4 protein-coding genes are annotated in these 6,721 nt (G+C 58.8%); 2 read left to right on the top strand and 2 right to left on the bottom strand.

The window, feature by feature from the left end; translation table 11 throughout:
• Positions 1-370 precede the first annotated feature (370 nt).
• Complete coding sequence (locus tag ABX749_RS16490; RefSeq protein WP_372896934.1) at positions 371-2,083, bottom strand: hypothetical protein; 1,713 nt, start codon at positions 2,081-2,083, stop codon at positions 371-373.
• Positions 2,084-2,340: 257 nt separating this feature from the next.
• On the opposite strand from ABX749_RS16490, the gene ABX749_RS16485 reads away from it, so the two are divergent.
• Positions 2,341-3,201: a hypothetical protein gene (locus ABX749_RS16485; RefSeq protein WP_372896933.1), complete on the top strand. Its 861-nt coding sequence runs from the start codon at positions 2,341-2,343 to the stop codon at positions 3,199-3,201.
• A gap of 130 nt (positions 3,202-3,331) precedes the next feature.
• Positions 3,332-6,334 carry a response regulator gene (locus ABX749_RS16480; protein WP_372896932.1) on the top strand — a complete coding sequence of 1,001 codons (3,003 nt, stop codon included), beginning with the start codon at positions 3,332-3,334 and terminating at the stop codon, positions 6,332-6,334.
• A gap of 45 nt (positions 6,335-6,379) precedes the next feature.
• Here ABX749_RS16480 and ABX749_RS16475 read toward each other — a convergent pair.
• Positions 6,380-6,721, bottom strand: a 342-nt coding sequence (locus ABX749_RS16475) for a citrate/2-methylcitrate synthase (protein ID WP_372896931.1), incomplete at its 5' end; no start/stop codon positions are given.

Raw genomic sequence — 6,721 nt, 5'->3', positions numbered from 1 at the left:
GGTCAGGTCGGTGACGCAACCTCGCATCGCGTCGCCGGTCTGGAACGTGAAGTCGCGGTCTTGCGTCGACAAGTCGTTTTGTTGCGGGATGCGATTCGAATTCTCGCGGCTGATCATCATCATGACGCGGTGGAGTGAGACGAACGGGGGCTGAGTGCATCACGCGCCACTGGCTGACGCCACGTGCTGGTTTGCGTTTCAGCGGGACGCGTGAGCGAGCGGCGCGTGTGGGGTTGATGGGGACACGCGCCACTTGCTCACGCCACGTGCTGGTTTGCGTTTGAGCGGGACGCGTGAGCGAGCGGCGGGTGTGGGGTTGAGGGGGACACGCGCCACTGGCTGACGCCATGTGCTGGTGTTTTTTGTGTTCTTACAACCCGCTTTGGAAACCGCTGGGTTTTCTGTCGCCCTTGCGTTCAGCGATTCGGCGGTACAGTCCGGTTTTTCCCGTGGTGATCGCGACGCCGACACACAGACACATCAGCCCGGATGCGATCGGCCAATTGAGTCGTCGCAGCTTGCCGGACCGGTGGCCTTGATAACTGAACGTTCCGCAGAACAACACCGCTTGCAAGGCCGCGACGGCCAACCAGCCGCGGCGACGAATGAACATGCCGTAAGCGAGTGAGACGACCGCAATTGCACCTCCCGCATACAAAACCATGTCCTGCGGATTTTGCAACGATCGGAACACGATCACGACGGCCGCAAACGACATCACGCCGGCGGCGAGATAGCGCAGAAACACCGCGAGTTGGGTTGTGAAGACGGCTCCGATGATCAGCATGGCCAGGGTCGCAAACGCGGTCGCGGCGATCAGGCCGTCGATCGGGTGACTGTAGGCATCGCCGACCATGGCAATCGTTGTCGACGCGACGCCCGCCAAAGCTGCCCAAAGCCAGTCGGCGTTGACCATCCGCAAGGTCATGATCAACAGGATCACGCAGGCGGCGGCCGGGAACATCCACGACGCCAATCCGACACTCCGTCCGATTTCCGGGAGCGGTGCGGCCAGGCCCGTCACCAGCAACGTTGTCGGCATTCCGAATACGGCATACCGCACCCCACGTATCGTCATCCAAGCGTAAACCAAAAAGATGACACCCAAGGCGACCGTCAGCGAGGACCCGAACAGGTAGCCCAGGTCGCTTTGAATCGGTAGCCAGGTTGCACCGTTTCGCGTCGAAGCACAGAGCAGCAGTCCCGACGCGCTGATCATCGCCAGACCTTGTAGGGCTTGGTTGCGCAGTCCGAGTCCGGCTTCGGCGATCAGCACGATCACTGCAGCCAGAATCGGCAACAGCAAGAACGGCTCAAATTTCCCGGCAATCCCGTAAAAGCCGAACGACATCCAAATCGCATGGGATCGGATGCCTGCCAAGACGACCAGGATGACGAAGGCGGAGATCGGATACAGCGGCCACGACCAGGGCGTTCCGTTGTCGCGGGCCGAGTCTGGGCCACGACGAATCGCGGGAATCAGCAACAAGATGCTCGCACCGATGGCGACCGAAAACAGCACCGATCCCCAATTCGCGAGCGGATCGTTGCGTGTTGCGACGGCGCGGCCAAGAAGCAGGGGGAATCCGATCAGCACGGCATAGTGCGCGTAGAACGCCGTGCGATACCAAAGGCTCAGTCGAATTCGGCACAGCCAAAGGATGCCTTCGGTCACCATCAGGACCAACGCCGCAGCGGCGCAGGCAAACACACTTGCCGTCGATTGATCGCCGATACAAAGCTCGTCAAACCCGGTCGTGACAGCGACCAGGCTGATCACGACCACAAGAAAGATGGACCGCGCGTCATCCCAGACCTTCGCGACCCGGACAACGCCGACGCAAACCACCGCCATCAACAGCGTGTACGCGGCGATCCCTCCGGCCATCGAGATCGACTTGTCGAGCAAGCTGCCGCCGGAGATCGCGAGACTTTGGCAGCCGTAGATGACCAGCAAGCAACTGATCAGATAGAACGGATTCTGGTTGTACAAAAACCGGGCAAACGAGGTCTGACGCGGTACAGCGACATCGACCGGGGAGGCGAGATCAGACGCGGCCACAGGTTCCTGTTCACCATCCATCACACCGACCCCTGCTTCGAGAGAAGTCCCGTGCCGATGTGCCATGGACACAGGGAAACAGATTCGTCTGGTCCGCCTGCAACGCAAGGGAACCAACCGTCAACGTGAAGGGGTTCTACGAGGACACCGCAAAGACGGTTCACAGACCGATGGATGTTTTTTGACTTTCACGCATCACGATTCCTCATGCCGGTTCGGGTCAGCGGCCGATGAAAGAATCAATACGCGCCGATTGAAAGCGATGGCAGGACACACACATGCAGCAAACGTACGCAGTCGCGATTTCGTGTTTGCTGCTGATGTTTGGCGAATTATTCGCCTGCCAGCCGGCCTGCGCGATCGAACGGACCGAGTCGGGGGAACCCGAGGAAATACCTGGTGAGTCGGCGTGTTTCCACTCCGGCGACAGCACTGCTTCATTCCTGGGCATCGATCTGCGGGACGGATTGCTGAGCGAATGGATCCCAAAATCGGATCATCGAAACACCGGATTCCTGGATTTCAATTACTACTGGGACAACCGTGATTTCAACGTGTTGACGATCAATGCCGGGGCCAAGTTGCCTTGTCAATTCGAGTATTTCCAGTTCGTCAATTACACCAGCCCGTTCGGTGCCCCGTCCCAGTTAGAAGACTGGAATGACTTCTTCACGGAGATTCATCTCCGTCGGCCGATTGCTTCCGAGCATCGTCTCCTCGCTCACCTGGACTGGAACCTGATGTGGGCCGACGGCGGATTCACCGACGAAGTGGGGCGGTTTGGCATTCGTTGGCGACTACACGATACGGCCGGGCCGATCGGCGACTTTGTGACCGACACCTTGAAGCTGAGCTATTCCCTGACGTTTCATGTGCTTGAAGATGATGGTTCGGGATGGCAGATGGAACACGTTTTCCGGAAGGACTTTTTTGGTGGCTTGATGTATGTCGCTGGGTTCGCCGACCACAATGTGAACGATGGGTTTGGCGATTCCGATTGGGTTGCGGAATCGCAGTGGGGAGTGAAGCTGGGCGGAAATCTCTATGCCGTCGCCGAATATCGGTACAATAGCTTCTTGCCAGCGAGAGTTCGAAGCGGCTGGGGATTCGGAATCGAATACTTCGTTCCCTTGAAGTGAAGACCGGCCCTTGCAGTAAAGACTGGGGCACCCACGTCATGGAGGAGGAGAATCGACGGTCGCCGTTCGAAAGCTGTGGGGTGACTGGCAAGAGGACGCCTGCGCCGCAAGGCCCTCCGGTAAATCAACCATGGTCGACACGAACGCCACCACTGAAACACGCGACGGGCCGCAAGTCCGCGATGCGACGACTGTGACAAGTCGTTGGTCGTTTGCGATGGCGGTGCCGCTGCTGGCAGCCGCCGCAACCGGCATGGTCGTGCTGATTTGTGTGTGGGTTCTGAACAAGAACTCGACCGAACGGTACCTCCAAGAAGTCCGGGCTAACACCGTCCGGGACTTGGCGACCGTGCGTGGTGCGGCCGAAAAGGCGATCAACAAACGCGTCTATTTGACCTCGGGACTGAAGGCACATGTCTCGGTGCATCCCGAGATGACGCCGCGGGAGTTTGCAGACATCTCCGAGTTGTTGATGCAGGAAGCCGACGGGATCCGCAGTGTCACGTCGATCAAAGACAACGAGATCAACGACGTGTACCCTCGGGAAGGCAACGAGGGCGCCCTCGGATTCAAATTACTTAAAGATCCGAAACAGCGTGCGGCGGCCAAGCATGCGATCAAAACCGGAGAGCCCTGGTTGTACGGGCCCATCGAGTTGATTCAGGGTGGTCAAGCGTTTGTCTATCGGGCTCCCGTTTTTGAGACGGTTCCGGGGCAATCGGCCGGCGGCGGAGACTACTGGGGAATGGTCTCCATTCTGATCGACGAGCAAGTGTTGTTTGAAGAGATTTCGGCGAGTGTCCCGGACGATTTGTCGATTGCCATTCGAGGCCGCAACGACCAGGGAGGTCCGGGGGAAATCATTCACGGAGATCCATCGTTGTTGAATGCCGAGCCGATCGATTCCGAGATTTCGCTTCCGACGGGAAGCTGGACGCTTTACGGTTTGCCGGCCGCGGGTTGGCCAACGGCCCCGCCCGCTGCGGCGCAGTTGCGCGTTTTGGGAGTCCTGTTGGCTCTGTTGGCCGGCAGTCTGGTGTACTTGGTGGTGAGATCCAATCAGCGTTATCGCGAGTACGCGCTTCAACTGGAACACGCCCACGCGGCATTGCAGCAAAGTGCCAAAGAAATGACGCTGGCGAAGTTTGCCGCCGAGGAGGCGAATCGCGCCAAGAGTCAGTTTCTGGCCAACATGAGTCACGAGATTCGAACCCCGCTGAGTGCCGTCATCGGGATCACGGAACTGTTGCTCGATACGTCGCTTGAACGAGAGCAACGCAATTATCTGGATTTGGTTCGCGAATCGGGCGAGTCGTTGCTGTCGGTCATCAACGACATCCTCGACTTTTCCAAGATCGAAGCCGGCAAGCTCGATTTGGTTTCCACGCCGTTCGAGATTCGTGAGCGTTTGGGCGACATGATGAAGCCGATGGGGTTGCGCGCCGGCGCCAAGCAGGTGGAACTGACGTTGCATGTCGCCGCCGACGTTCCTGCGGTCATTGAAGGTGACTCGCACCGCTTGCGGCAGATTTTGGTGAACCTGGTCGGTAACGCGCTGAAGTTCACCGAACAGGGGGAAATCGCGGTCGGTGTTTCGCTTGATTCATTCACGACCGACGAGTGTGAGGTTCACTTTCAGGTGCGTGACACCGGCATCGGGATCCCCGCTGACAAGTTGTCACATATCTTTGGAGCCTTTGAACAAGCCGAGGGTGGCACGGCCCGCCGCTTCGGCGGCACCGGATTGGGCTTGGCCATCTGTTCGCGACTGGTCGAGCTGATGGGAGGCCGGATTTGGGTGGAGAGCGAACTGGGCAGTGGCAGCACCTTTCATTTCACCGGCGTGTTTGGCGTCGAGAAGGATTCGGACGCCGTCGTCCAACACGACATCGCGGGCTTGCAAGACGCGCGGGTTTTGATCGTCGATGACCTTGCCACCAGCTTGATGATCTTGGAAGAAATGGTCCGTGGTTGGGGAATGCGTCCGACCTCGGTCTCCAATGCCGACCGGGCCATCGCGGCCTTGAAAGAGGCTCAGGCCCGAGACGAATCCTTTCAGTTGCTGCTGACCGATGTCCACATGCCTAATCGCAGTGGCTTTGATCTTGTCAGCGAGATTCGCAGCGATCCCACCCTGAAGGATCTGCCGGTGATCGCGTGCACCGCCTACGATCAGCCCGGCGATCATCAACGCTGGAACGAACTCAACATCCACCGTTATCTGATGAAGCCGGTCAAGGAAACGGAATTGTTCGACGCCGTCCTGGGCGTGCTAGGAGAGACGGCGATCGCGAAACCCGGTGAGTCGACGACGGCGGATGCGGAGCCGGTCATTCGCCCGCTGAACATCTTGCTGGCGGAAGACAATCAGGTCAATCAAACGTTGGCGATTGCGTTGTTGAAGAAGTGGGGACACACCGTCACCCTAGCCAGCGACGGCAAGGAGGCCTTGGAGAAATGCGTTTCCGGTTCGTACGAGCTGGTGTTGATGGATGTGCAAATGCCGGAGATGGACGGCATGGAGGCGACGCGCAGAATCCGCGAGGTCGAACAGCAACAAGGCGGTCACGTGCCGATCATTGCGTTGACCGCCCACGCTCTGGCGGGTGATCACGAAAAGTGTTTGGAGGCCGGCATGGATGGCTACGTTTCCAAGCCGCTTCGAATTCACGAATTGCGTGAAGCGATTTCATCCTTTTTCGACGACGAGCCGCCCGGTGATCCGCATGGCGATTTGCCCCCGGAGACCAATCACGCTGACGTCGACCCATCGGCCGCGTCCGAACCCACGGACTGGTCGAAGGCGTTGGAGTTGTGTGCCGGAGACCAGACGTTGTTGATCGACATCTTGGAAGCGTTCTTGGAAGAGACGCCGCGCTTGATGAATGAGTTGGAGCAGGCGTTGGCGGACGCTGACGGCCAAGCCGCGAAACGCTTGGCCCACACGCTGAAAGGTGCATTGAAGGCGCTCGGTCTGGCGGCGATGGGGGATCTGGCGTTTCAGATCGAACAGCGAGCGACGGACGATTCGCTCGCCGAAACCGATTCCACCCTCTCGCAGCTTCGTCAACAACTCGATGCCGCGATCGCGGACGCACGCCGGGTCGTCAACGGCGAACGCGTCGCTCATTGAATTCGAGCGATGACCCGCCGTGATCGCTCGGCACTGTCCGGCAGACTATCGCCACTCCATCGCGGTGTAATCGCGAGATGTCGGTCCATTGTAGACCTGCCGCGGTCGATAAATTCGACTGTTGCTGTCTCGGACTTCTTTCCAGTGCGCGATCCAACCCGGCATCCGGCCGATGGCAAACATCACCGTGTACATGTTCACCGGGATGCCGATCGCTCGCAGCAGAATTCCCGAATAGAAGTCGACATTGGGATACAAATTGCGGCTCACGAAATAATCGTCGCTCAGGGCGATCTCTTCCAACTCTTTGGCGATTTGCAACAGCGGATCGTTGCGTCCCAGTTTGCCCAACACCTTGGGGACGTGGCGGCGAAGAATCTCGGCGCG

Origin of the sequence: Stieleria sp. (assembly GCF_041595215.1) — a bacterium.
Lineage (GTDB): Bacteria > Planctomycetota > Planctomycetia > Pirellulales > Pirellulaceae > Stieleria > Stieleria magnilauensis.
The sequence above is the reverse complement of the archived record's forward strand: the minus strand, read 5'-3'. Positions and strand labels throughout refer to the sequence as shown.

Bases quoted from the DNA above. Each gene is read 5' to 3' on its own strand.
- ABX749_RS16490 (WP_372896934.1), bottom strand. From the start codon at position 2,083: ATGGATGGTGAACAGGAACCTGTGGCCGCGTCTGATCTCGCCTCCCCG.
- ABX749_RS16485 (WP_372896933.1), top strand. From the start codon at position 2,341: ATGCAGCAAACGTACGCAGTCGCGATTTCGTGTTTGCTGCTGATGTTT.
- ABX749_RS16480 (WP_372896932.1), top strand. From the start codon at position 3,332: ATGGTCGACACGAACGCCACCACTGAAACACGCGACGGGCCGCAAGTC.